Annotated in this window: 19 protein-coding genes, 2 tRNA genes and 1 riboswitch; of the genes, 5 read left to right on the forward strand and 16 right to left on the reverse strand. The window is 67.9% G+C overall.

Annotation, left to right across the window (positions count from 1 at the left end; all coding sequences use genetic code 11):
* Positions 1-85 precede the first annotated feature (85 nt).
* The 12 genes from AW272_RS11730 to AW272_RS11785 form a co-directional block, all read right to left on the reverse strand.
* Positions 86-508, reverse strand: coding sequence for a MarR family winged helix-turn-helix transcriptional regulator (locus tag AW272_RS11730; protein WP_066363631.1), 423 nt, complete (start codon positions 506-508; stop codon positions 86-88).
* Entirely contained in the window at positions 505-2,199 is a 1,695-nt protein-coding gene (locus tag AW272_RS11735) for an MFS transporter (RefSeq protein WP_066363632.1), read from the reverse strand. The genes AW272_RS11730 and AW272_RS11735 overlap by 4 nt, the downstream gene beginning before the upstream one ends.
* A 112-nt stretch (positions 2,200-2,311) precedes the next feature.
* Positions 2,312-3,643, reverse strand: a complete 1,332-nt coding sequence (locus AW272_RS11740; protein WP_066363633.1) for a UDP-glucose dehydrogenase family protein — start codon at positions 3,641-3,643, stop codon at positions 2,312-2,314.
* Positions 3,644-3,664: 21 nt separating this feature from the next.
* Positions 3,665-4,882 (reverse strand): right-handed parallel beta-helix repeat-containing protein, encoded by a 1,218-nt coding sequence (locus tag AW272_RS11745; protein WP_066363634.1) that lies wholly within the window; start codon positions 4,880-4,882, stop codon positions 3,665-3,667.
* A 2-nt stretch (positions 4,883-4,884) separates the two neighbouring features.
* Positions 4,885-6,750, reverse strand: coding sequence for a right-handed parallel beta-helix repeat-containing protein (locus tag AW272_RS11750; protein WP_066363636.1), 1,866 nt, complete (start codon positions 6,748-6,750; stop codon positions 4,885-4,887).
* Complete coding sequence (locus tag AW272_RS11755) at positions 6,747-8,888, reverse strand: right-handed parallel beta-helix repeat-containing protein (RefSeq protein ID WP_157518483.1); 2,142 nt, start codon at positions 8,886-8,888, stop codon at positions 6,747-6,749. The genes AW272_RS11750 and AW272_RS11755 overlap by 4 nt, the downstream gene beginning before the upstream one ends.
* Positions 8,889-8,893: 5 nt before the next feature.
* Complete coding sequence (locus tag AW272_RS11760) at positions 8,894-10,144, reverse strand: glycosyltransferase family 2 protein (RefSeq protein ID WP_066363642.1); 1,251 nt, start codon at positions 10,142-10,144, stop codon at positions 8,894-8,896.
* Between the two features lie 935 nt (positions 10,145-11,079).
* On the reverse strand, positions 11,080-11,991 hold the full coding sequence (locus tag AW272_RS11765; protein WP_245657435.1) for a coiled-coil domain-containing protein: 912 nt from the start codon (positions 11,989-11,991) through the stop codon (positions 11,080-11,082).
* A 76-nt stretch (positions 11,992-12,067) separates the two neighbouring features.
* A riboswitch (cyclic di-AMP (ydaO/yuaA leader) is annotated at positions 12,068-12,205 on the reverse strand.
* Between the two features lie 75 nt (positions 12,206-12,280).
* Entirely contained in the window at positions 12,281-13,297 is a 1,017-nt protein-coding gene (locus AW272_RS11770) for a galactose-1-phosphate uridylyltransferase (protein ID WP_066363646.1), read from the reverse strand.
* Complete coding sequence (locus tag AW272_RS11775; RefSeq protein WP_066363648.1) at positions 13,298-14,071, reverse strand: DeoR/GlpR family DNA-binding transcription regulator; 774 nt, start codon at positions 14,069-14,071, stop codon at positions 13,298-13,300.
* Positions 14,072-14,136: 65 nt separating this feature from the next.
* Positions 14,137-14,709 (reverse strand): TIGR03086 family metal-binding protein, encoded by a 573-nt coding sequence (locus AW272_RS11780; RefSeq protein ID WP_066363650.1) that lies wholly within the window; start codon positions 14,707-14,709, stop codon positions 14,137-14,139.
* 59 nt (positions 14,710-14,768) lie between these two features.
* Positions 14,769-16,016: an ion channel protein gene (locus AW272_RS11785; protein ID WP_066363651.1), complete on the reverse strand. Its 1,248-nt coding sequence runs from the start codon at positions 16,014-16,016 to the stop codon at positions 14,769-14,771.
* 153 nt (positions 16,017-16,169) lie between these two features.
* Here AW272_RS11785 and AW272_RS11790 point away from each other — a divergent pair, with 153 nt between their 5' ends.
* A complete protein-coding gene (locus AW272_RS11790) occupies positions 16,170-16,586 on the forward strand; it encodes a DUF7144 family membrane protein (RefSeq protein WP_083958196.1) in 417 nt (138 codons plus the stop codon).
* On the opposite strand, the gene AW272_RS11795 is transcribed toward AW272_RS11790, so the two are convergent.
* On the reverse strand, positions 16,583-18,319 hold the full coding sequence (locus AW272_RS11795) for an ATP-binding SpoIIE family protein phosphatase (protein WP_066363653.1): 1,737 nt from the start codon (positions 18,317-18,319) through the stop codon (positions 16,583-16,585). The genes AW272_RS11790 and AW272_RS11795 overlap by 4 nt on opposite strands.
* A gap of 273 nt (positions 18,320-18,592) precedes the next feature.
* Positions 18,593-18,666 (reverse strand) — tRNA-Pro (locus tag AW272_RS11800).
* A gap of 90 nt (positions 18,667-18,756) precedes the next feature.
* Between AW272_RS11800 and AW272_RS11805 the strand changes: the two genes are divergently transcribed.
* Positions 18,757-18,827, forward strand: a tRNA-Gly gene (locus tag AW272_RS11805).
* 106 nt (positions 18,828-18,933) lie between these two features.
* Here the strand turns inward: AW272_RS11805 and cutA are convergent.
* Positions 18,934-19,254, reverse strand: a complete 321-nt coding sequence (gene cutA / locus AW272_RS11810) for a divalent-cation tolerance protein CutA (RefSeq protein WP_066363654.1) — start codon at positions 19,252-19,254, stop codon at positions 18,934-18,936.
* A gap of 24 nt (positions 19,255-19,278) precedes the next feature.
* On the opposite strand from cutA, the gene AW272_RS11815 reads away from it, so the two are divergent.
* Genes AW272_RS11815 through AW272_RS44035 form a run of 3 tightly spaced genes read left to right on the forward strand, consistent with a single transcriptional unit; the run spans position 19,279 to position 21,581 of the window.
* The gene (locus tag AW272_RS11815; RefSeq protein ID WP_066363656.1) at positions 19,279-19,731 is read left to right on the forward strand and encodes a flavoprotein; all 453 of its coding nucleotides are present in this window, start codon (positions 19,279-19,281) and stop codon (positions 19,729-19,731) included.
* Between the two features lie 39 nt (positions 19,732-19,770).
* Complete coding sequence (locus AW272_RS11820; RefSeq protein WP_066363757.1) at positions 19,771-20,667, forward strand: SDR family oxidoreductase; 897 nt, start codon at positions 19,771-19,773, stop codon at positions 20,665-20,667.
* Positions 20,664-21,581, forward strand: a complete 918-nt coding sequence (locus tag AW272_RS44035) for a GNAT family N-acetyltransferase (protein WP_083958197.1) — start codon at positions 20,664-20,666, stop codon at positions 21,579-21,581. The genes AW272_RS11820 and AW272_RS44035 overlap by 4 nt, the downstream gene beginning before the upstream one ends.
* Positions 21,582-21,762: 181 nt before the next feature.
* Here the strand turns inward: AW272_RS44035 and AW272_RS11830 are convergent, their stop codons facing one another.
* The gene (locus AW272_RS11830) at positions 21,763-22,230 is read right to left on the reverse strand and encodes an ATP-binding protein (RefSeq protein WP_066363657.1); all 468 of its coding nucleotides are present in this window, start codon (positions 22,228-22,230) and stop codon (positions 21,763-21,765) included.
* Positions 22,231-22,330 lie beyond the last annotated feature (100 nt).

Below are 22,330 nucleotides of genomic sequence, written 5' to 3' on the forward strand. Positions count from 1 at the left end.
TCGCTCCGTTTCGTCTGAATCAACTGCTCAGAACGCTACGGAGCACCGCATCGGGGTCACCTCGGGTGCGGAACCAGGTGTTTCCCTAGCCCGCCCCGGCCAGCGCCTCGATGGCCGGCAGGGCCGCCGCCAGCGCCGCCCGCTGGTCCGGCGGGAGCGCCGAGATCCGGGCCACGAAGAAGGCGATGCTGTCACCCCGCAACCGGGTCAGCTCGGCCTCGCCGGTCGGGGTCAGGCTGATCAGGGACGCCCGGCCGTCGGCCGGGTCGGGGATGCGGACGATCAGGCCGAGGCCCTCCAGCCCGCCCACCACCCGGCTCAGCGTGGGCGCGCTGATGCCCTCGTGCGTGGCCAGGTCGACGAGCCGGACCGGGCTCAGCTGGGCGACCGCCGCCAGGGTCGAGGTCTGGCCCGCGGTCAGGTCGCCGCGCATCTGCTGCCGGCTGCGCCGTCCCAGGCGGGCCAGAGCGGACTTGAGCCGTTCGGCCAGAACATCCACGTCAGTCATGGTCTGCTCACCGTAACCGCCGCGAGGGGGAGTTCGTCGTGGACGTACCGGCCGCCTCTCAGGAGAGATGCCACGGCGGCGATCAGCGACATCGCGATGGCCAGCGCGAACACCACCACCAGACCCTGGTGGAAGGGGCCGGAGATGAGGTGCGGGAAGTACTCCCGGCCGGTCAGGGTGGCCGCGTTCGCCGGGGCCAGGTGGGCGAGCGTGCCGGTCGGGGCCAGCAGGTTCTCGATCGGGTTGTAGCCCAGGAAGGCGGCGAACAGGGTGCCGACCGGAGGCAGCGCGCCGATCTGCGCCGCGACCGTCGGCGACACCCCGTGCTGGGCGAGGCCGCTGGTCAGGGTCTGCGGCAGCGTGTCCGCCAGTCCCACGATCATCAGAGAGAAGAACACCCCGATCGACAGGACCATCCCGGCGTTGGTGAACGTCGCGCGCATGCCCGAGGCCACGCCGCGCTGCCCGGCCGGGACCGCGTTCATGATCGCGGTGGTGTTGGGCGCGGTGAACAGGCCCGAGCCGACGCCGTTCAGGAAGATCAGTGCCGCGAACACCCAATAGGGGAAGTCGATCGGCACCAACAGCAGTCCGAGGAAGGCCAGCGCCGACAGGATCAGCCCTCCGGAGGCGAAGGCGCGGGCGCCGTGCCGGTCGGAGAGGTAGCCCGACACCGGGCCGGCCAGCAGGAAGCCCGCCGTCAGCGGCAGCAGGTAGATGCCGGCCCACAGAGGGGTGTCCTCGAAGCGGTAGCCGTGCAGCGGCAGCCAGATGCCCTGGAGCCAGATGATCAGCATGAACTGCAGGCCGCCCCGGGCGATCGAGGCCAGCAGCCCGGCGACGTTCCCGGCGGCGAAGGCCCTGATCCTGAACAGCGACAGGTGGAACATGGGCTGGGCGACCCTGGTCTCGATCACGCAGAAGGCCGCCAGGATCAGCAGACCGACGACGATGCCGCCGACCACGAGCGGGTTGGTCCAGCCCATCGGATGGCCGCCGTAGGGCTGGATGCCGTAGGTCACGGCCGCCAGCACCATCGTCAGCCCGGTCGCGAAGGCCAGGTTCCCCCACCAGTCGATCTTCGCGCCCTCGACCTTGGTGACCGTCTCCTTCAGGCTCTTGTACGCCCACACCGTCCCGATGATCCCGATGGGCGCCGAGGCGAAGAACACCAGCCGCCAGTTCACCTGGGACAGCAGCCCGCCCGCGACCAGCCCGAGGAAGGTGCCGGCGATCCCGGCGACCTGGTTGATCCCCATGGCCATGCCGCGCCGCCCGGCGGGGAAGGCGTCGGTCAGGATCGCCGCCGAGTTGGCCATCAGCAGCGCGCCCCCGATGCCCTGGAACACCCGCCAGCCGATGAGCCACAGCGCCCCGGCCGACTCCTGGAAGGGGTCGAGCGCCAGGATGACCGTGCCGATCGTGAAGACGGCGAAGCCCGCGTTGTACATGCGGACCCGGCCGAACATGTCGCCGAGCCGGCCCAGCGTGACCACCAGAACCGCCGAGACGAGCATGTAGCCCATCAGGACCCACAGCAGGTAGGAGACGTTGCCGGGTTCGAGCGGGTTCAGGTGGATGCCGCGGAAGATCGACGGCAGCGAGATGATCACGATCGAGGCGTTGAGGGTGGCGAGCAGCATGCCCAGGGTGGTGTTGCTCAGCGCGATCCACGGATACCGGTTCGACATGAGGCCCCCGATTACTTGCTTGTCCTAACTAACAAGCAGCGAACTGGGTAAATGCCCCATACAGCACAAAAAGGGACGCGCAGCGTAAAGCTGCGCGCCCCTTCGGTGGTGCTTACGGCATGCCGAGCGCCCGGTACTCCCAGCCCTCGCCGCGCCAGAACTCTGCGTCGAGAGCGTGGCGGCCGTCCACGATGCGGCGGTGCTTCACCACGGCGGCCAGGGCGGAGGGCTCGATCTCGCGGAACTCGGCCCACTCGGTCAGCAGCACCACGACGTCGGCGTCGGCCGCCACGTCCATGGCGCTGGTGCCGTAGCGGAGCTCGGGGTAGGCGCGACGGGCGTTGTCGAGCGCGGCCGGGTCGTAGACGCGGACGTTGGCGCCCAGGCCGTGCATGGTGCGGGCCACGTCGAGCGCCGGGGCGTCGCGGATGTCGTCGGAGTTCGGCTTGAAGGCCGCGCCGAGGCAGGCCACCTTCTTGCCGTTGAGCTGACCGCCGAGCATCTCGCGGACCAGGTCGATCGTGCGCGAGCGGCGGCGGCGGTTGATCGCGTCCACCTCACGCAGGAACGACACGGCCTGGCCGACGCCGATCTCCTCGGCCCGGTAGGCGAAGGCGCGGATGTCCTTGGGCAGACAGCCGCCGCCGAACCCGAGACCAGGATGGAGGAATCTGCCGCCGATGCGGTCGTCGTGGGCCAGCGCCTTGGCCAGGTGACGGACGTCGGCGCCGGTGGCCTCGCAGATCTCCGCCATCGCGTTGATGTAGGAGATCTTCGTGGCCAGGAACGAGTTCGCGGCCACCTTCACGAGCTCCGCGGTGGCCAGGTCGGTCACCACGACGGGGGTGCCCAGCTCGATGATCGGCTTGAAGGCGGCCTCCAGCTGCTCACGCGCCCAGTCGGAGGACACGCCGAAGACCAGCCGGTCGGGATGCAGGGTGTCGTCCACGGCGAAGCCCTCGCGCAGGAACTCGGGGTTCCAGGCGAGCTCGATCTCGTCGCCGGCCGGGGCCAGCTCCTTGACCAGGGCGGTCAGTCGTGCGGCGGTGCCGACGGGGACGGTCGACTTGCCGACGACCAGCACCTTGCGGTCCAGGAGTGGGGCCAGAGCGGTCACGGAGGCGTCGACGTAGGTCAGGTCGCACGCGTCCAGGCCGGGCATCTGCGGGGTGCCCACACAGATGAAGTGGACGTCGCCGTGGGCGGCGGCCTCTTCAACCGACGTGGTGAACCGGAGACGTCCGGTCTCCATCGTCTTCTGGAGCAGTTCGGGCAGACCGGGCTCGAAGAACGGCACCTCGCCGGACTGCAGCCGCTCGATCTTGCGAGGGTCGGTGTCCAGGCCGACGACCTCGTAGCCCAGGGAGGCCATGCAGATCGCGTGGGTGGCCCCGAGATACCCGGTTCCGATGACGGTGAGCCGGGGGAGTGCGGTTTCAGTCATTGTCAGTTCTCTCGCAGAAACTCAGGAGCATTCGCTCTTTTTAGTGAGCGGGCCGCCGGTCACCTCGTTGTCGCAGGCGATGGTGTTGCCGCCTGCGGTGTCGTTGATGCCGAAGCCCCCTGAACCGCCCAGATCGATGATGTTGAGCCGGAAGGTGTTCCCGGTTCCCCAGCCATTGATGATCTTGTGGGTCTGGAAGCCGTCCGCGGGGGAGCCGCGGCCGGTGTTGCGTTCGATCAGGTAGCCGTTCCCCTTGACGTCCACCCAGCTGTCGTTGTGACCATCGCCGGTGATCGTCGAGCCATCGAAGATGTTCCCGATGATCTTGCCGTCGGAGGTGCCCTCCTTGATGTCGATGGCCTCAGCGGTGGCGCGGATGACGTTCCCGCGCGCGATGTTGCGGTCGCTCTTGTCCATCTGGCCGCCGGAGAAGGTGGCCCAGTTGCTCTCGGCGGTGCCGAAGTAGACGCCCTCGCCGTACTTGTCCTTCCGGAGGCCGGTGCCCCAGATGATGTTGTACTGGGCGATGTTGTCAGAGCTGAAATTGCGGAAGTGGATGCCCTCGTCGCCGATGTGGTTCACGTCCAGGTCCTGGACCACCGAGAAATTGGTCTTGTCGGCCATCACGCCCTTCTGGGCGTGGCGGACCGTGAAACCGATCAGGCGCCAGTAGTCGACCTCGTTCAGGTGGAAGGCGTAGCCCTCCTTGACGCCGCCGCCGTCGATGATCGCATCGCGCGAGCCGCAGACGAAGATCGGCTGGTCCTTGGTGCCCTTGGTGGCGGCCACGAAGTGCCCCTGGTACTCGCCCGGCTCCATGAAGATCACGGCGCCCGGCTCGGCCGCGGCGAGTGCCTCGGTGAGCTCGTCGGCGTTGGTCACGGTCACGGTCGCCTCGGGGCAGGCGATCTTGCCGTCACCGTCGGGGATCGCGATGTCCGGAGGCTGCTGGCTGGCGGCGAACGGTTCGAAGTCCTCGTTCTTCTGCTTGTCCTCCTGCACCTGCTCCTCCTCCGGGAAGTCCTCCTCGGCCCCGCCGCCGCTGTTGTCCAGTGTCGGGAGGGGTTGATTGGTTTCGGGCGAGATGTTCTCGACCGCCGGCCCTCCCGCTTGTTGCTCCTGTTGCCCACCACCGCCGCCGAAGATCCCGTACATGACGACCACGATCAGGATCGTGATGGCCGCACCGGCCGCCGCTCCGATCAGGGTCTTCTTGTCGATGTCGATCTCGATGCGCATGGTCAGTTCCTCTCGGCGGACGCCCCGGTGAGCGACCAGACCGGGCGCTCCTCCATGACGGCCTGCCTCTCGTACGGATTGACGACGCGACGCCCGACCCGCGGCCCGTTGTTGCCCAGGGCACGGAACGCGGAGATGGCGATGACCAGGATGACGCCGAACCAGATCAGGTTCATCGGCTTGGCGATGCGCTTGACCGTGGTCCAGAAGTCCGCGGTGTCCTGCCAGCCGTCAACGTTGTTGGTGGTGACCGCGCTGACGCCGGTGGCGCGGTCGGTGTCGAGCGCGCTGCGGCCGGCGCCGCCCAGCGTGTTGCCGGTGACCTCGGTGCCCGTCGCGACGCCGAGCACCGAGATGCCGTGCAGGGTCGCCTGGTTGACGGTGTTGCCGGTCACCTCCGCCTCGGCGTTGCGCAGGTAGACCGCGGTCGGGACGTTGCTCACGATGTTCCCGACGATCTTGGCGCCGGTGACGCCGTCGCGGACGGCGATGCCCTGGCTCCACTGGCCGCTGATCCGGTTCCCAGAGACCCGGACCCCGGTCGCGTCCTTGTTCACCACGATGCCCGTCTGCCCGCCGGTCACCTCGGTAGTCTGCACCGACAGGTCGACGCCGCCCTGGATCTCGACGCCGTAGCGCTTGTTCTCCCTGGCCCACGAGCTGGTCACCGAGCTGCCGCCGAAGCTGGTCAGCGACTCACCCGAGGCCGACGGGCCGCGTGCCAGCGGCAGGCCGCTGATGGTGAAGCCGTTGCCGCCGTTGGCGACCGCGCCGGAACCGGTGATCGTGACGTTCTGGGTGCCGCGCGAGAGCACGAACCCGTCGCCGCGCGACTCCGTCACCGTGGTGTTCTCGATGGTGGCGTTGCGGGCGAACCGGTGCAGCAGCACCCCGTCGACCAGGCTCCCGGCCACGGTCACGTTGGCCATCCGCGTCTGGTTGGAGGCGGTGATGAAGATGCCGTACGCGTTGCCCTTGATCGCGGTCTCGGTGATCTCGCCCGTGACCAGGTTCGCCTCCGGCAGCTTGTACGCCACCTTCTTCAGGCCCTTGCCGTCGGTGATCTCCACCTGGTCGTCGCCGCCCATGCGGGGCACGAGGGTGCCGCCGGGGAGCAGCACCTTCTCGTCGGTGGGCGGGGTCGGGGTGGTGACGTCGGCGTCCAGCGTGGTGCGGTCGCTGCCGGTCAGCGCGAGGCCGCCGGTGGAGCCGCTCCAGAACCCGAGGTATTCGACCTGGGCGTGGCTCATCCGCAGCTCGCCGCCGATGACCCGGATGTAGGCCCGGCCGTCGTTGACGCGCGTGTCGGCCGTGTTGATGTTCGGGTCCCAGCTGGTGAGGCGCACCGGGTTCTGCGGCGAGCCGTTGATGCGGATGTTCGCGCCGAAGCCGACGATCGTGGCGAACGACCCCGGTTCGCTGCGCATCCGGATCACCAGCGGGCCCGTCGCGTTCTGGAGCACCAGCTTGGCGTTCGGGCCGACGAACAGGTTGATGCCCAGGATGTAGGACCCGTCGTTCTGCTTCTGGAAGTACTCCCCGCCCAGTTTCTCCAGGTCGACGACCCGGTAGGCCTCGCGCCTGGAGGGCAGCACCAGCGTCTGGCCGTTGGCCGAGCTGGAGATGTGCGGCTGCCTGGCCCGCTGGGCGTTGGGGCCGCCGCGCGCGATCGCCGACATCAGCGTCGCCCGCGTCTGCATGATGCGCAGGTCCTCCTGGTCGACCAGGTTCGACTGCTGCTTGGCGTCGGCGGCGGTGACGTCGTCGACCGCGGGGACGGGCGGGGGCTGGTCGGTGTAGGACACGTACGCCCAGACGCTCGCCCCCAGCAGGAGGATCACGAAGAAGGTGATCCAGGCCTTCTTCATCGGCCACCTCCCACGGTGACCGTCGGAACCGCCGGCTGCGTCGGCCGGGTACGCCCGTTGAACCCGCCGCCGGGTGAGGCGGTGGCCGGGTTGGACAGGGTCCAGGAGGGACGTTCCTCCATCGCCTGCTGAAGCTCGTACGGGTCGATGATGCGCTTGCGGCGCCGGTCCATGACGCCGCGCGAGCGCAGTGCGGAGACGAGGATGAGCAGGATCACGCCGGCCCAGATCACGTTCATCGGCTTGACGTAACGCTTGGCCTTGCTCCAGAAGGTCGAGGTGTCGACCCACTGCTCCTCGTTGTTGTTGTGGTCGTTCACGTTGCCGGTGGATCGGGCGCTGCTGACCGCGCTGGTGCCGGAGCCCACGATCGTGTTGCGGGCGATCTCCGAACCGTCGGCGAGGCCGACGAGGGTGACGCCGTGGGCGTTCGGGTCCTTGAGCGTGGTGATCTTGTTGCCGACCACCCTGCCGTTGGAGTCGCGCAGGTACACGCCCGTCGGGCCGCCGGTGATGGTGTTGCCGGAGACGTGGGCGTTCTTCACGCCGTCGCGCAGCGCGATGCCCTGGCGCGTCTGGCCGGTCAGCTTGTTGCCCGACAGCTGCACGCTGTCGGCCCCGGCGCGGACCACGATGCCCATCTCGCCGCCGACGACCTCACTGGTCTGCACGGCCTGCCGGATGCCCCCCAGCACCTCGATGCCGTAACGGCCGTTGTCGCGGGCCGTGCTGTTGTTGACCGAGCTGTCGCCGTAGACCGCCAGCGACTCGCCCGAGGCCGACGGACCGTGGGCCAGCGCCCGGCCGTCGAGGGTGAAGCCGTTGCGGCCGTTGCCCTCCGCCAGGCAGTCGTTGACCTGGACCTTCTCGGTGGCGCGGGAGAGCACGAAGCCGTCGCCGCCGCTGCCGGTCACCTCGGTCTTGGAGATCGTCGCGTTCTTGGCGAACCGGTGCATGAACACGCCGTGCACGATGCTGTCGCGGATCTTGTTGTTGAGGATCTGCGTCTGGTTCGACCCCGAGACGAACAGCCCGTAGGCGTCGCGGGTGATGACGCTGTTGGCGATCTTGCCGGTGACCAGCTCGTCGGCCGGCACGTGGGAAGCGGTGCCGGGTCCGACGGGATAGGTCTCGACGTCGCCGTAGCTGCCGCCGCCCGGCTCCTCGGTGTTGCGGTCGAGGCGGTCGGCCTTGTCCTCGTGGCGCTGGGTCTTGGTGCGGTGGCGGTAGGTGGAGGACGGACGCTCGGTGCCGGTCAGCGCGATGCCGCCGGTCCGCCCGCTCCAGAAGCCGAGGTCGGAGACCTGGCCGTAGACCATGTCGAACGCGCCGCCGACCGCGCGCAGGTAGGCCCGGCCGTCGGTGGTGTCGAGGTCGGGCCTGCTCGCCTTGACGTCCCAGCTGGTGATCCGGACCGGCTTGGTCGCGGTGCCCTTGATGTCGATGTTGCCACCGAAGGTGACGATCGAGCTGAAGGACCCGGGGATGCTGCCCATCCGGAGCGTCATCGGCCCGCGGAGCTGGAGAGTCGCCCCGTCGGCCACGAAGAGGTGGATGCCCAGCAGGTAGGACCCGTCGGTCATCAGGCGCACGTACTTGCCGTTCTCGACCTTCTGAAGATCCTTCAGGGTGTACGGCTTGCCGTCGTTGCGCGAGGGCAGCACCATCGTGCGCCCGAACGTCGACGAGAAGATCTGCGGCGCCTTGCGCTGCGCCGCCGCGATGCCGCCGGTCTGCAACAGCGCGGTCAGCGCCGCCCGCGTCTGCAGGATCCGCTGGTCCTCCATGTCGACCAGCAAGGACTGCGCCTCGGCGTCCTCGGCTGAGACCTGGATCAGCGGGGCGGGCTCCGAGCTCGGAATGCTCGGCGCGTCACTGGGGGCCGCACTGGGAGCGGCCCCGGTCGCGGCCGGAGTGGCGGCCGGGCGGGGCGCCTTGCTCGGGATGGTGTCCGTGATGCCGGTCTGGCCCCTGGTCCTGCCGGTCGCCGAGGGAGTGGCGGACGGTTTGACCGACGTGCCGGCCGACGCCCTGGCCGACGGGGTCGCCGAGGGCGACGGCGCGGCCGCGGCCGGCATGACGCCGACCGTGAGCGAACAGAGCAGCAGAGCCCCGGCCGTCGCGACGATTCTGCTCACGGCCATCAGGACAGTCCCTGCAACGTGGCGGCCGTCTGGCCCTCCGAACCCGCCTGATCGGCCTTGCGGGTCAGCCAGCCCTGCTTGTTCATGGTGATGAACGCGTAGAGCTTGATCGGCAGCGCGATCCCGATGATGACCAGGGTCGTCAGCGGCAGCAGCAGGATCTCCTGCGGGTGGCGCTTCAGGTGCGACCAGCCACGGATGCCGCGGCCGATCAGCAGCCAGCCGAGGCAGGTGCCGATGCCCCAGGGGGTCAGCTCCAGACGGCTGAAGAACAGGTAGCCCAGCGTGACGCCCATGGTGACGGGCGTGAGGAGGATCTGCAGCACCGTCACCTTGGTGACCAGCGGCGTCTTCCACAGCCAGCCCTTCCACAGGGCGGTCAGGTAGCAGCGGTAGGAGTTGCGGCTCCAGCGGATGCGCTGCTTGAAGAAGGCCCGGAACGAGCTCGGGAACATCGAGATCGCCCGCGCCGACGACTGGTGCACGGTCTTGTAACCGGAGGCCAGCACCAGCCAGGTGAGCCGTCCGTCGTCACCGGCGATGCACCGGCGGCCGAGGAAGAACTCGTTCTCCAGGTGGTGGACGACCGGCATGATCGCCGACCGGCGGTAGGCGGCGGTGCGGCCGGACAGGCAGGCCACGCCACCACGGCTGCCCATGGCCGGCACGTAGTCGTAGTAGCGCAGGTTGACCAGCCAGTCGGCGATGCGCCGCCAGACGCTGGTGGTGCGCTGGAACACGTTCTGCTGCGTACCGACGCCACCGACCTGCGGGTCCTCGAACGGCATCTGCACCGCGTCGAGGAGACCTGGCTCCCACCAGGTGTCGGAGTCGGCGAAGACCACGATGTCGCCGCGGGCGGCACGGATGCCGACCCCCAGCGCCGAGCGCTTGCCCGAGTGTTCGTAAATGAGCACGCGCAGCCGGGGGTCGTTGACCTCACGGAGCTTCGCGTGACATTCGGTGTCCCCGATGTCGACGACGATGATCACTTCGCCCGGGTTCTGGGACAGCCAGCTGTCCAGACACCGGACCAGGATCTCCGCGTCCTCGCGGAAGGACGGCACCACGACCGAAACGGACGCGCGGTAACCGTTGACGACGGGCTTGGCCAGCCGGGACAGCACGACCCGGTAGACCCACAGCCCCCAGACGAGCGCACCCGCCAACCCGAGCGGGACGATGTCCCGCCAGCTGCCGTTGGCGCTCGATCTCACCAGCCATTCATAGGCGGTATCGAGCCAACTCATGAATCAGACCCCACGACCTTGTTCTCCTGAGCTTTTTCGCACGCGAAAGAACGCCCCGAGTCGTTCCGGGAATCTCAGGAAATGAGATGACCGGCGGAGCTCACTTTTGGTTCGGCTTTAATGTCAACTTCGGACTCGAAGTCAATAAATGAGGTCGGGCCCCTAGGAAGGGGTGAACCCGATTGCCGAGCCGATTCGGCGGACCCGGTGACCGCGGGCCGGGGAAAAATCAGCGGATCTCACGCTGGTCCTCTCGCGTGGCATGGGAGGGAGAGAGTCGGGATCCGCGCCCGCCCGACTGCGAAGAGTCACAGCTGGAACGGGTGCCACAACGGTCCCGAGGTGTACCGTTCCATAAGCTAATTTCGGGATAAGTCGGTGTCAACGGTGCTGTCGTTGAAACTTTTATCTGTAGTGAGGGAGTGGCGGAAGGTAAACATGGTGCAAAGGGTGACTTTCCAGGTCGGAGGGGGTAGGGGCTCCAGGTTGGGGGGTTTCGGCACCCTTCCGGAGGTCGGCTTCCGCTGCAGAATTCACATGCGCGTAACCAGGCCTCTGAATGGCGCTGAAACATGATCGTTATGAAACTCGGTAAACCTTCGGGCGCTTCTGCAAATGATCACTTACTTCGGGTTCCGAAGGATGATCACGCGGGTGTGCGAGCCGCGGGGGCTGGGCGCGCACACCCGCGTGACCGGTGGGTGTGGCAGATGGTCTCTGGGGGTGGATGGGGTGTTCGATGGGCTTTGAGGGGGTTTTGGGTCCCATGGTATTCGCAGAGTAGTCCGGATACCTGAGAACTCTCTGGGTGGGGTCGGTCGGTGAGCCGGCCGTTCGCTGAGGTCAGTCGCGGTGACAGCCGATCGGGGGTCGTCTGTGGAGTTGTCCGGGGCCGGTTCGCGGGGGTCGTCGCGACGCCGGCCGTGGTTCATGGATCAGAACATCGAGATGTGCACGTGGTCGTAATGGTTGGCGGTGTTGCCGCCCCGGTTGCTCATGAAGCGCCACCCGGTGCCGCTGTTGATGCGCTGCCGCCAGATGACGTATTTCACGCCCAGCTTCAGCCGGTTCTTCAGCGCCCAGGCCGCCAGCGAGTCGCCCAGCGCCTGGGCCGGGCCGGTCGCCATCACGCCGCCGGTGGTCATCATGAAGTCGCAGGCCCGCCCGAGCGGGTGCTCGCCGCTCGTGTCGACCCGGAAGCAGCCGATGGAGTTGTGCAGCTTGAAGGCCGACTTGGCCTCCTCGCGCATCAGACGGGTGCGTGAGGTGATGTTGTCGGCGCCGGTCGGCAGCTGCGGGGCCCAGCCGCCGTTGGTGAGCTTGCCGGGAGCGATCGGGATCAGGTCGTCGAGCTTGTCCTTGATGTCACCGATCAGCTCCTCCGCCTCTTTGCGGCGCTTCTCGATGTCCTTGGACTTCTCGTCGATCTGGACGACCAGGTCCTTGGCCTCGGCCAGCGCCTGGGCCTGGGCCTTCTCCTTCTGCTTGTAGTTGCGCACGGTCGCGGCCTGCTCGTTGCCGAGCTGCTGCGCGAGCGGCGACATGCCCATGCCGGGAGGCAGCAGGATCCCGCCGTTGCCGGGCACCGACTGGTAGCTCAGCCCGGCCAGCCGGGCCATCTCCCGCTGGGCGGCCGCGAACTCCGCCTTCGCCTTCGTCAGCTTCTCCTGCACGGCCTTGGACGCCGTCTTCGCCTTGGCGAGGTCTTCGCGCGCCGAGTGATATTCGGCGATCAGCGTGTTGACCTTCTTGTCGAGGCTGGTGAGCTGCTTGCGCAACTTGTCCGCGTCCGGCTTGGGGGCCGCGGACGCGGTGCCGGGGGTCAGCACGGCCACGAGGGCGACCACTAAAGCCACCACCGGCAGCAGGACCGACCGGTGGCTGGGCCCGTGGTTGCGAAGGTGTGACGTGGCGCGCAGCGCCGACTCCTCTCCTAGCGCCTACCGGGTTAGCTGACGGATTCGGGCGGAGGAGCCCGGGCGCTCGACGGCGCCTTCACCCCAGGTTCTGGTGGGTCCCCGGTTCCCAGGCGACACGCCCGGGATTAGGCAGGTCCGCCGAGGTCTCGGCGGGCTGGTGTGGATAGTAGTGGCAAAGATGTGGCAACTGCTACTCAAAGTTGCAGCCTGATGGATATCAGTCTGTTATGTGGCGTTCCATCTTTCCCGATGCCGCTCTGAGCATAGAAGCGGCCTCTTCCGGGCGCACGTCATTGATGAACGCCTCCATACCGGATTCGCTACCTGCCAGGTACTTCAGCTTCCCGGGCGCCCTCCTGATGCTGAAGAGCTCCATGTGCATGTACGCGACCTCTCTCCCCCAGCGAACCGGCGCCTGGTGCCAGGCGGCGACATAGGGCATGCGCACCCCGAACACCCCGTCGAGGGCCCGCAGCACCCCGGTGTAGAGCGGCCCGAACGCCGCCCGCTCCTCGGAAGTGAGCGAGGGCAGGTCGGGCGCCTGCCGGTGGGGATAGAGGTGCACCTCGAACGGATACCGGGCGGCCCTCGGCACGAAGGCCGTCCAGTGGTCGTTCGTGGCGACCACCCGCTCCCCGGCACGCTCCTGCGCCACCACGGCGGCGAGCGAACCTGGCCGGGCGACGGTGAGCATCCGCCGGGAGCGGGGTGTCACATAGGGATACGCATAGATCTGCCCATGCGGATGAGGCAAAGTGATGCCGATTTCCTCGCCCCGGTTCTCGAAGCAGAAGACCTGCTCGACGCCCTGGAGTTTCGAGAGCTCGCGGGTGCGGTCGACCCAGGCGTCCATCACCAGCCCGGCCCGCTCGTCGCTGAGGCCGGCGAACGACGCGTCGTGGTCGTCGGTGAAGCAGACCACCTCGCAGCGCCCGATGGGCCCGCTGAACGAGGGGAACCGGTTCTCGAACACGGCCACGTCGTAGGCCGAGGGGATCTCCGACCACGGGCGTCCAGGGCAGAGCGGGCACTCCTCGGGCGGGGGGAGATGGGTGCGGGCCTGCCGGTGCCCGGCGATGGCGACCCACTCGTCGAGCACCGGGTCGTGCCGCAGCTCCGAGGGCTCCGGCCGGGGCGGCAGGTCGCGGGGGTCCTTCGCGGAGTGGTCTCGGGGGGTCAGGTCGAAATAGATGAGCTCCCGGCCGTCGGCCAGGTGGATGGGGTGACGCTTCATTTAGGGTTCCGCGACGATCAGTTCGCCGACGTGAGCGGCGAGTTCCTCGCGGGCCTCCTTGTCCAGGCCGGAATCGGTGACGAGAACGTTGGCCCGGTCGAGCCGGGCGATGGTGGAGATGCCGACGGTGCCCCACTTGGTGTGGTCGGCCAGCACCACGAGCTGCTGCGCGGCGGCCACCAGCTCGCGGTCGGTCTCGGCCTCCAGCAGGTTGGGCGTGGTGAACCCGGCCCGCGCGTTCATGCCGTGCACGCCGAGGACGAGCGTGTCGACGTTGAGCGAGCGGATCGCCTGGACCGCGATCGGGCCGACGAGGGCGTCGGACGGAGTGCGGACGCCCCCCACCAGGACGACCGTCTGGTCGGGCCGCCCGGCCCGGTGGAACACCTCGGCCACCCGCACCGAGTTGGTGATGAGGGTCAGGTCGGGCACGTCGACGAGATGGTGGGCGAATGTCCAGGTCGTGGTGCCGGCCGACAGGGCGACCGCGCTGCCCGGCCTGATCAGATGGGCGGCGGCGCGGGCGACGGCCTCCTTCTCGGGCTGCTGCCGCACCGACTTGGCGGCGAACCCGGGCTCCTCGGTCGATCCCGGCCCGGCGACGGTGGCCCCGCCGTGCACCTTCTCTATCAGGCCACGATCGGCCAGCGCCTCGAGGTCGCGACGGATCGTCATGTCGGAGACGCCCAGGTCGCGGACGAGGTCGGCGACCCGCACCCCGCCCATGCGCCGGACCCGCTCGAGGATCGCCTGCTGCCGTTGCTGCGCCAGCATCGCCCCTCCTGTTCAACACGTTCCAACAAATCATCTCATAGAAAATGTTGGATCGTGGGGAGAGGTCAGCCGGCCTGCCGGCCCCAGGCTGCCAGCAGCCGTGTCTGCGCGTCGGCGCTCGTCGGCACCGGCACCGGTCCGCCGATGACGCCCGAGCTGCGGTAGCCCTCCTCGCTGTCGGCGAACCAGGCGGCGCAGAGCGAGACGAGTTCCGGGTCGAGCCGGTCGGCCACGCCGATCGCGTTCGACAGGTCCCAGGTGTGGATGAGGGCGTCGGCGAACAGCTCGGTCACGTATTCGCGTCCCGAGACGTCGCCGAAAGACAGGTGCACGGTCCGGTCGAGCACGCCTTCCGCGGCGGCTGCCGTGATCGCGGCGTGGGCGGCGAAGTCGAACGCCTTGAAGGCGTCGTCGCCGAGGAGGTCGCCGTCGAAGACGTCGCCCACTTCGGCCATGCTGCGCCCGGCGAGCAGTTCGGGCGCCCAGAGGGATTCGTAGACGAGGTGGTTCACCAGGGCGTGCACGTCCCAGTCGACACACGGTGTCCGCAGGTCCCACTGGCCGGGCTTGATGAGGTGGACGCGCGTACCGAAGGCGTCCAGGGCCCGGCGGTAGGCGTCTGCGATTCCGATCGTCACAATTCGACGGTAACCCGAACACGAGCCCACGTCATGGGGCTTAGGACGGAAGTGACAATTTAGGGCATTTCTGGCACAGGCTCTGGGACGATCATCTGTTTCTTGCCTGTCACCAGCAGCCAGGCGGGCAGAATCGTCACACACGCCACGGGAATGAGCGCCAGGTCGCCGACGATCGCGACCGCCGCGAACAGGCTCAGCCACCCCTGCTGCGTGATCGCCAGCACGAACCCCAGCACCCCCGAGACCAGCGCCAGCGACAACGGGACCGCCGGGACCAGTGCGTGAGCCGCCACGCCCAGCGCGACGCCCATGAAGATGGCCGGGAAGATCCGCCCGCCCCGGAACCCGCAGCTCGCCGCCACGGTCAGCGCCACCAGCTTCACCAGGAGGACCAGGAGCACGGTGCCGGTGGCGTAGTGGTTCTCCAGGAGCTCGCCGGCCTGCGTCAGCCCCTTGAACAGGGACACCTCGCCGCCGACGATCCCCAGGCCGCCCAGGATCAGGCCGCCCGCCGTGACCATGGGCACCGGGTGGGGGATGCGATGGAAGGCCGCATGGGCGTACGGGAACACATAGACCGCAACGAGCCCCAGACCAGCGCCGATGAGCGCGACGAGTGACCCCGAGACCAGATCGACGAGATGGAACCCCGGATAGCCGGGCACCTTCATGCTCAGCGTCTCCCCGGAGAGGACGATCGTGGTGAGCGCGCCGGCGCCGGCCGCGAGCAGGGGAGCGAAGAGCTTGTCCCACAGCGACATCTCAGGCTGATCCGTCGGGCCGTTCCCTGCGGAGCCGTGCCGCGTGATCAGCACCTCCGAGAGGATCAACGCCGCGGCGACCGGGGTCCCGAAGAGCGCCCCGATCGTCCCCGCCGCTCCCAGAGCGACCCAGATCACCCCATCGACCTGCGGAAACAGCCACCTCCCCAAGGCGAAGGCCAGTGCCACATTGGCGGCGGTGATCGGGTTCTCCGGCCCGAGGCTCACCCCGCAGGAAAGGGTGACGATCGCCGCCAGCAGCACCCCCGGCACCACCCAGGCCGGCATCGGCGGCGCCACCAGGCCCTCGGTGGCCGGATCGGGGCCGGCGTGCCCGGGAAACCGCCAGATCAGCAGCCCCGTAAGGGTTCCCGCCAGGGTGAGGACGAGCAGGATCCGCCACCACTCGAACGAGGGCCAGATCAGGCGCTCCAACACGTCGGCAAGCTCGGTGATACCGAACAGAACGAGACTCGACCCGACGCCGACCACCAATGCGGGCAAAACCAATGCCAGCAGCTTCACCCACGTCGCCCTCGGCATTTCCGCGTCCCCCCGGCCTCAATGCACCGGGAATACCCGTGGGCTTCTCAAAAGAAAGCCTTGCATCGCCAACAGTGCGCCATGTGAGGCATTTGTGGCGATTTATGTGGTTATGGTGGCTATTGCTAGTCGACGAGGAAGGAGCTGGTCGCGTTGACCACCGCATCCACGACACCCACTACGGGCGGACGACTGCCGCACCCCTCCAATTGGCTTCGCTTCGCCGGGATCCTCGGCATCGTGGTAGGGCTGCTCAACATCGTCGGCGGGTTCGCCGCGATCTTGAGGAGCCACTACCTCGTGGTCGGATCATCCGGCGTGCTGATCTTCAACCTCACCGCATGGGGCATCATCTGGCTGGTCGCCGGAGTCCTCATGGTCATCGCGGGCGTAGGCATCCTGCAAGGCGCGATGTGGGCCCGGACCTTGGGCATCGTCCTGGCGGCACTGGTCATCCTGGGCCAGTTCGCCTACGCGGGGGCGTTCCCGATCTGGTCGCTCATCGTCGTCGCGCTGGCCGTGGTGGTGATCTACGGCTTGGTCGTGCCGCCGCGCGGCAGCCTCGCCTAGGGGAGCCGCTGCTCCACCCAGACGATCTTCCCAAGAGGGGTCGGGCGCGTACCCCACCGGTAGGTGAGCTTCTTGATGAGCTGCAGTCCGCGCCCGGTGTCGTCCTCCGAAGTCGGAGAGCGAAGCGCCGGAACCGTGGGCGAGCCGTCGGCGACCTCACAGACCAGGGTTCTGCCCCGGCCCCTCAGCAACCTCAGCTCGATCGGCGGCCAGCCGTGCTTGAGCGCGTTGGTCACCAGCTCGCTGACCACCAGCTCGGTGATGTCGCAGACGGACCCGAGCCCCCACTCCGCCAGCGTCGCCCGGACGAACCGGCGCGCGTGGCTGACGAAACGAGGATCGGCCGGCAGCGAGCAGGAGGCGATCTCGTCGGGCGCGAGTTCATGGACCCGGGCAAGCAGCAGCGCGATGTCGTCGCGCTCGTGCCCGGGTCGCTGACTGTTGATGATCACGTCGCACATCTCCTCCAGATCCTGGCTCGGCCCCGAGAGCACCCTGCGTAGCGCCATGATCCCCAGATCGATGTCCCGGTCCCGGCTCTCCACGAGCCCGTCGGTGTAGAAACAGAGGACCCCATCGGCCGGCAGCACCATCTCCACCGTCTCCAGCGGCTCACTCCCGATCCCCAGCGGCAACCCCGAAGGAAGCTCGATGATCTCGGTACGACCGTCGGGATACAGCAGCACCGGGGGAAGGTGCCCCGCCCGGGAGAGCGCACAGGTCCGGGTGACGGGGTCGTAAGTGGCGTAGACCGCCGTGGCGATCTGGGTCGGGTCGAGGTCCTGGCTCATCCGGTTGAGCCGGAACAGCACCTCGTCCGGCGGAAGATCAAGTGAGGCGAGTGTCCGCGCGGCGGTTCGCAGCTGCCCCATCGTGGCCGCGGCCCGCGTCCCGTGCCCCATGACGTCGCCCACCACGAGCGCCGCCCGGCAGCCGGGAAGCGGAATGACGTCGAACCAGTCGCCCCCCACCCCCATGAGGTCACTGGCCGGCAGATAGCGGGAGGCGATCTCCATCCCGAGCGGCTGGTGCAGGTCGGCCGGCAGCAGGCTGCTCTGCAGAGTGAGGGCGGTACGTCGCTCCCGGGCGTACAGCCGCGCGTTGTCGATGCAGACGGCGGTCCGCGCGGCCAGCTCCTCGGCCACCGCGACGTCCTGCTCCTCGAACGCGGGCCCGTCCGGATTCCGCGTGAAGATCGCGCACCCCAGCACCCGCCCCCGGGCCCGCAGCGGCACGGCGATGAACGACCCGCCCACCAGCAGCTTGGCCACCACGTCGCGGTCGAGGGTCGCCCCGATCAGCTCCGCGGTGTGCTCGTCGAGCTCCGGATACATGATCGGATGCCCCGTCGACATGCACTGCGCCTGCGGAAGCTGGGCGGAGTAGACGGTGACCTCGTTGATCGGAAAGGCCTCGACCCACTCGGCCGGATCAGGCTCCGCCACCCCCAGGGCGATCCGCCGCACGAGCGCCGTCCCGTCGACGGGCCGGGAGGGAAACTCCCCGTCGATGACAAGCCGATCCTGCACCATGATCGCCGAAGTGTCGGCGAACCTGGGCACGGCGATGTCCATGAGCTCACGGCTCGTCTCACCGAGATCCAGGGTCGTCCCGATGCGTCGGCTGGCCTCATTGAGATAGGCCAGCCGCTCCTGAGCCGAGGCCGCCGAGGCCTGTCGCCATTCGAGCCGGTCACCCGGCGCCGGCGTCTTGATCACGCTGTTCCGGTTCATCAGTTCCGCATCGTAGGGAGGACAACCGAGGCATTTCATGCCTTTTCCCAGACTGTACGGCGCTTTACCCGGTGGATCGCAGGGTCAAGACCGCATCGATCGTCCAGGGGTGGATGCGCGCCTAGGTCATCTGCGCGGAAAGGTAGTGTTCGTCGGCGTTCACGACCGAATGCCCGGTATCAGGCGATGGGTCCGGCGGCGGGAATTATTACCTTTTGTCATTACGCCCGCCCGAGCCTCGCGCGCCCATCGACGCGCCGAGGCAGATGTGTGTCGGGGTGACAGGATTTGAACCTGCGGCCCCCTGCTCCCAAAGCAGGTGCGCTACCAAGCTGCGCCACACCCCGTTGCCCGCCTGGCGCCGACGCCCCGAGATCTCCGGTACGCTTACGCCTTGACGGCCGGATGAAGTCTAGACCAGAAGCCGACCGTCGTGCGCGGACGTAGCTCAATGGTAGAGCCCCAGTCTTCCAAACTGGCTACGCGGGTTCGATTCCCGTCGTCCGCTCTCGCTCGAAAGGCCAGGTCACCCACTGTGTGGGGCCTGGCCTTTCATATTTCTGAATTTAAATGTCGATCTTCCATGCCGACGGGCCGGCGGAGCACCTTTGAGTTCAGCGACTCGTCTCCCGGTCGATCCACCCGAGATACTCGGCGGTCCCTATGGCGACGGGCACCGCGATGATCTCCGGTGTGTCATACGAGTGCACCTCCCGCACGCACCCCGCCAGGTCCCCGAACCGCCCCGCGGTCGTCTTGAACAGCACCAGCCACTCCTGCGACCGCGTCATCTCCCCGTCCCACCAATAGACGGAGGTGATCGGCCCGATGATCTGCGCGCAAGCCGCGAAGCGCCGCCCGACCACGGCGTCGGCCAGCCGGTCGGCCTCGTCGCGGGATCCGGCCGTGACGCGAACCTCAATATGGTCAGGCATGCCCGCACGCTACCCGGGAGACCCATGGACCTCTACGTCATCGTCTGCGCAGCCGGCCCGGTGCAGGACCTCCCCGACCTGATCGCCGAAGCCCAGTCACGATCGTGGACGGTGCAGATCGTCGCCACCCCCAAAGCGGTCGACTTCATCGACGAAGCGGACCTCGAGCGGCGTACCGGCAGAAAGGTGCGCGTCCACTACCGCCACCCCAGCGAACCCAAACCGCCCCGGGCCACCGCGATCCTCGTCTATCCGGCCACTTTCAACACCGTCAACAAGTTCGCGCTGGGCATCACCGACACCTACGCCCTGGGCCTGCTGTCCGAGGCGCCCGGTTTGGGCATCCCGGTGACGGTGGTCCCCTTCGTCAACGACTCCCTGGCGGGCCGGACCCCTTATCGGGCCGCCGTGGTCGCGCTCACAGAAGAAGGTGTGCGGTTCGCCGACTCCTGGCAGGAGGCCCTGCCGCCGGCCTGAGCGCCATTTTTGTCGGTGGCGGCCGACAGACTGAGGTTCATGACTATCGCACTCGTCGCAGGCGCGACCCGAGGAGCCGGGAGAGGGATCGCCGCCGAGCTGGGCGCGATCGGGGCCACCGTCTACGTCACCGGCCGCACCACCCGCGAACAGCGATCGGAATACAACCGCGCCGAGACCATCGAGGAGACCGCCGACCTCGTCACGAAGGCGGGAGGTCGCGGCATCCCCGTGCAGGTCGACCATCTCGAAAGAGACCAGGTCAAAGAGCTGGTCGCGAGAATCGACCGGGAACAGGGCCGTCTCGACGTCCTGGTCAACAACATCTGGGGCGGCGAGAACCTGTTCAGCTGGGACAAGCCGCTGTGGGAGCACGACCTCGACGCCGGCATGCGCATGCTCCGCCTGGCCATCGACACCCACATCATCACCAGCCACTTCGCGCTTCCGCTCCTGCTGAAGAACGAGGGCGGCCTGGTCGTGGAGATGACCGACGGCACCGCCGACTACAACGCGACGAACTACCGTCTCTCCTTCTTCTACGACCTGGTGAAGACCTCGGTCATCCGCATGGCCTTCGCCCAGTCCAAGGAACTCGGCCCGAGAGGCGCCACCGCGGTCGCGCTGACCCCGGGGTGGCTGCGGTCGGAGATGATGCTGGAGGCCTTTAGCGTCACCGAGGCGACCTGGCGCGACGCGCTCGAGGCGCAGCCCCACTTCGCGATCTCCGAGTCGCCGGCTTATGTGGGCAGGGCCGTCGCCGCGCTCGTCCACGATCCTGACCGGGCGAAATGGAACGGCCTGTCCCTCTCCAGCGGCGGCCTCGCCCAGGTCTACGGCTTCACCGACGTCGACGGCAGCCGTCCCGACGCCTGGCGCTACATGGTCGAGGTCCAGGACCCCGGAAAGTCGGCCGACACTACGGGCTACCGATGAGAGATCGCCAGTTGACGGCCATCGCCGAAGTCGCGGGAATGGGCTTTGACGTGTGGCTGCGCGGCGGCTGGGCGATGGATTTCACGCTCGGGGAAGTGACCCGAGACCATATCGATATCGACTGGTTCGCCTGGTTCGACGACGCCGACCGCCTGGAAGCGGCCCTGATCGAGCACCGATTCAGCCCGCAACCGGGTCCGCCCCGCGACCAGCAGCGCGATTTCGTCAGAGACGGCGTCGAGGTCAGCTTCGCGCTCCTCGCCCCCGACCTGACCGTGGCCGGCGGCCCCTACCGGGGCGAACCCTGGCCGACCGGCCTGCTCGACGCGCCCATGGGCAGCTTGAACGGTCTGACCTGCCCGGTCATCAGTCTGGCCGCGCAGATCGAGATCAAGGAAATGATGCCGGTCTGGGTTCCGACCCTGCCGCGCAGGGAGAAGGACATGACCGACCTCGCGCGCCTGCGAATGCACGTTCGTCTGAGAGATGTCCGGGAGTCCGATCTCGAGGTCTTCCACACCCAGGAACAAGACCCGGAGGCCACCCGGCGCTCCCGCTTCCCCGCCCGTGAACGGGAGAAGTTCCTCACCCACTGGCGAGAGCGGGTGCTGGCCGACGAGACCAACCACGTGCAGACCGTCGAGGTGGGCGATCAGATCGCCGGCAACGTCGTCGCCTGGTGGGAGGGCGACCACCGCTATCTGGGCTACTGGCTCGGCCGCGCGTTCTGGGGGAGCGGCGTCGGCACCCGCGCCCTGACCCTGTTCCTCGAGAAAGAAGAGGCACGCCCGCTCTACGCCGACCCCCACCAGGGCAACGAGGCCTCCGTCCGCCTTCTGGAGAAACTCGGCTTCACCCGGACGACCGTCGACGACGAAGGCTTCGTCCTGTACGTCCTGGAGCAGACCCCCTGAAACTTTCGTCCCGCCGGGGGTGAGAGAGGCGCGATGCGCTCCACCACGGAGCGCATCCCTCCCAGGAGCATCCCGATCGGCAACGCCCAGTGGCCTTCCGCCCGTCCGAAACCCCGAATACCGACCATCGGAGCGGCGCGCTACAACCGAACAGGTACGGAACTGTGGGGCCGCCGCAGGCTCAGCTGCCGGCCCGGAACATCGCCCAGACGGCCTTGCCGCCCTCGTCCAGCGGGTCCCAGCCCCACGCCTGGCTGTAGGTCTCCACGATGTACAGCCCCCGCCCGTTCTCCGAGATGAAGTCGGGCTCCTTGGGCGTCGGCACCTCGTTGCTGGGATCGGCCACGGCGAGCAGCACGTGAGGGGCCAGCCGGACCAGCATCAGCGTTATCGGGTGCTCATCAGACGCCCCAGATGGATACAGAGCGTAACGAACCGCGTTGGTCACCAGCTCCGAAACGACCAGGGTGGCATCTTCGGTAAGTTCCGAAAGTCCCCAACCCTGCAGCGTTGATCGCGTAACATCGCGTGCGGTCTTGACCGAATCTGCCAGGGGGCGTAACGGGCAGGTGGTGGCATCGGACTCGGGGGCGGTGCGCACGAGACGCTCTACCCCTACATCGCGGGCGGATATGGGATTATCCAACATCCTGCCCGCACCTCCCGATCGCCGGATTTGAGAACTAGTGCACCTTTGGCCCAATATGCACTAGGCCATCATGGGTCAACGGCCCGCCCCCTGCAAGACC

This window comes from Herbidospora mongoliensis (genome assembly GCF_001570545.1).
Taxonomy (GTDB): Bacteria; Actinomycetota; Actinomycetes; order Streptosporangiales; family Streptosporangiaceae; genus Herbidospora; species Herbidospora mongoliensis.

Coding starts and splice junctions, on each gene's coding strand:
- AW272_RS11815 (WP_066363656.1), top strand. CDS start 19,279: ATGGACCTCTACGTCATCGTCTGCGCAGCCGGCCCGGTGCAGGACCTC.
- AW272_RS11785 (WP_066363651.1), bottom strand. CDS start 16,016: ATGCCGAGGGCGACGTGGGTGAAGCTGCTGGCATTGGTTTTGCCCGCA.
- AW272_RS11820 (WP_066363757.1), top strand. CDS start 19,771: ATGACTATCGCACTCGTCGCAGGCGCGACCCGAGGAGCCGGGAGAGGG.
- AW272_RS11830 (WP_066363657.1), bottom strand. CDS start 22,230: ATGTTGGATAATCCCATATCCGCCCGCGATGTAGGGGTAGAGCGTCTC.
- AW272_RS11745 (WP_066363634.1), bottom strand. CDS start 4,882: ATGCGCATCGAGATCGACATCGACAAGAAGACCCTGATCGGAGCGGCG.
- AW272_RS11775 (WP_066363648.1), bottom strand. CDS start 14,071: ATGCTGGCGCAGCAACGGCAGCAGGCGATCCTCGAGCGGGTCCGGCGC.
- AW272_RS11740 (WP_066363633.1), bottom strand. CDS start 3,643: ATGACTGAAACCGCACTCCCCCGGCTCACCGTCATCGGAACCGGGTAT.
- AW272_RS11750 (WP_066363636.1), bottom strand. CDS start 6,750: ATGAAGAAGGCCTGGATCACCTTCTTCGTGATCCTCCTGCTGGGGGCG.
- AW272_RS11730 (WP_066363631.1), bottom strand. CDS start 508: ATGACTGACGTGGATGTTCTGGCCGAACGGCTCAAGTCCGCTCTGGCC.
- AW272_RS11795 (WP_066363653.1), bottom strand. CDS start 18,319: ATGAACCGGAACAGCGTGATCAAGACGCCGGCGCCGGGTGACCGGCTC.
- AW272_RS44035 (WP_083958197.1), top strand. CDS start 20,664: ATGAGAGATCGCCAGTTGACGGCCATCGCCGAAGTCGCGGGAATGGGC.
- AW272_RS11770 (WP_066363646.1), bottom strand. CDS start 13,297: ATGAAGCGTCACCCCATCCACCTGGCCGACGGCCGGGAGCTCATCTAT.
- cutA (WP_066363654.1), bottom strand. CDS start 19,254: ATGCCTGACCATATTGAGGTTCGCGTCACGGCCGGATCCCGCGACGAG.
- AW272_RS11760 (WP_066363642.1), bottom strand. CDS start 10,144: ATGAGTTGGCTCGATACCGCCTATGAATGGCTGGTGAGATCGAGCGCC.
- AW272_RS11735 (WP_066363632.1), bottom strand. CDS start 2,199: ATGTCGAACCGGTATCCGTGGATCGCGCTGAGCAACACCACCCTGGGC.